Source organism: bacterium (assembly GCA_035703895.1).
Classification (GTDB): domain Bacteria; phylum Sysuimicrobiota; class Sysuimicrobiia; order Sysuimicrobiales; family Segetimicrobiaceae; genus Segetimicrobium.
Genome location: DASSXJ010000121.1, coordinates 1 through 2168, shown reverse-complemented (window position 1 = coordinate 2168; position 2168 = coordinate 1). Strand labels below are relative to the sequence as shown.

General features: G+C 62.6%; 2 protein-coding genes. One reads left to right on the top strand and one right to left on the bottom strand.

Annotation, left to right across the window (positions count from 1 at the left end):
* Positions 1 to 257, top strand: a 257-nt coding sequence (locus VFP86_08400) for a hypothetical protein (protein HET8999650.1), incomplete at its 5' end; no start/stop codon positions are given.
* Between the two features lie 40 nt (positions 258 to 297).
* Here VFP86_08400 and VFP86_08395 read toward each other — a convergent pair.
* The gene (locus VFP86_08395; protein ID HET8999649.1) at positions 298 to 1914 is read right to left on the bottom strand and encodes a hypothetical protein; all 1617 of its coding nucleotides are present in this window, start codon (positions 1912 to 1914) and stop codon (positions 298 to 300) included.
* Positions 1915 to 2168: the final 254 nt, after the last annotated feature.

Here is a 2168-nt window from a genome sequence, read left to right as displayed (position 1 = left end):
GGACGATGGCTTCCATCGACAGCCAGGTCGTCGCCAGCCTCCGGCAGAAAATCGCGGAATTGGAGGGCGCGGCGTCCAGCGGGGAACAGATCCCTCCTGCCCGGCGTCTCTTTCGGGCGGCGTGGCGGCGCCTTGCCAGCCCCGGCGTTCTCGGGCGATTGCGCGCTGCGGACCGGTTCGTCCAGGCCCGCCTTCAGACGGCCTGGCTCGAGCGATATCAGCGGGTTCGAAACCGCGTCCGCGAGGTGTTGTCCTAGTCCGTCTTGCCGCGAAGAAAGTTCACAAACTGGTCAAGTCTCATGCGGCAACCAAGTGCCCGTCGATGAAATCATCGAGGGCGGATTCAAATCGGTGCCACGTGACCGCTAATGGACTGCGACTCTTCAACGCCTCGGGCAGCCTGGGATCGAGGATCCCCAGCCCTGGCGCGAGCACGCGCCCGTATGTCTTGGTGAAGAGCACCGCGACACGGCGACCCACGATCGTCAGGTGGTAGCGACGCGTGTGTGGAATCTTGATGACGAGTCGTTTGCGGACGAGTCGTCGAAGATCATACGTCGCCTGACGCGAGGTGTACGGTTGGCCGAGCAGGGCACTGACGAGGTTGACCAGCTCGCCATTCGTGAAGCCCACGGGGACGTGACAGAATCCGACCAGAGCGCTCAGCACGGCCATCACGCGCGGGTCACCGAACCGCAGGGCTGCCGCATAGAGACCGTCGTCCGTTCGAGACGGTCGGGTCACCCGATGAAAGGTGGCCACGTCTGGGGCCGGTTGTGCATCTGCCGCTTCGGCGTCACAGAGACGTCGGTTGGCTGCTTCACCAACTGCCCTGAGGGCATACCAGTTGTGTGCGCAGACGCGGCGCCCGATCTCGAAGTCGTTGGTGTTGCAGATCACCAACTCGGTCCGGAGCGCCACCCCCTCTTTGAAATACTGTTTGAGCCGCGAGGATTTGTAGTAGCAATGTAACGCCGGGTCGACCCCGCGGGTCAGGACGCGCGTCCGGAACACCCCCGGCGTCCGACGAGTGATCGCGCGGCCGAAGATGATCGCGATCTGATCCGGTCGGCCGATGTCGAGATGATCGCGAATGACCCCTTCGAACCACATCCGCCCCGCCTGCGGCCGGTCAAATACACAGGTCTCCGACACCTCAAACTGGCGGAAGGCCAGCGCGTAGACGTAGCCGGCGCGAAAATCGGCGGCGGAGAACGGCGACGGCAAGCGGTGCACCCAGCGCCAGAAGAAACTCGTGACGGCCTCGGGGCCGAGCCGTTGGCAAATCTGCTGGAGGGCCCCTGGGTTCTCACACGACCGGAAGCCGTTCTCCAGCGCCTCGTACCGAATACCCGCATGCTCAAGCTGCCGCTTTGCCCATTCGTGACCGTTGAGCCACAGCCAAATCGGAAAGGGAGCGTAGGCGTTGGTCTTCCAAAAGGTCCCGCCCCACTCGGAATCCCAGAGGTAAAAGTAGAAATGATTCACGAAGGCCATCTGCCGGCCCCAGTCCATGTGCGGGTGGGGGCGGTTTTCCTGACCCTTCCTGACCCAGGAGCTCCACCGCGAGGTCTTTTCTTGCGCAATCCCGATCAACACCACGCGGTCTTTTTTCTCGCGCGCCGCCGCGTCGAGATACGGCTGCGCCACCTCTTCCTTCTTCTGACCTTTCTTGAACTTCACCACCGGAATCTGGTGCTGCTCGGCGAACCGATAAATCGCCTTCACGTAGGCATCACCAATCTGACCGAATGCGGCAGACGACGGGATCTTGAACTTGCGCTGCCATCGAAGGAACGTGCAGACTTGCCCGACCGCCTGCAACTTCGGCACGTACGCTTGCAAGAAAATGCGATCGATCGACCGGCACTTGAGCGTCACATGATCTCGCAGTAGAGTCGCATAGTCGGCCATGGGACCTCCGCGTCTTCATCAACACGGAGTCTACCGCCGACGTCGCTGGGGCTTCCATCCGGGAACCTCGGCGATCCTCTTCTTCTCTCGGTGGTATGAGGTCGCTCGCTACCTCTAGCCGCATTCGCCTTCGAGCCTTTTGCTCGCCCAACAGGTTGCGGGCCGTCGTCCAGGCAGATCGTTCCGCGCACCCCGGGGGCAGACGAACCCCCGCGGCCACCGCAGCTTCAGGAGGTGCTGCCAACAGGCTGTCT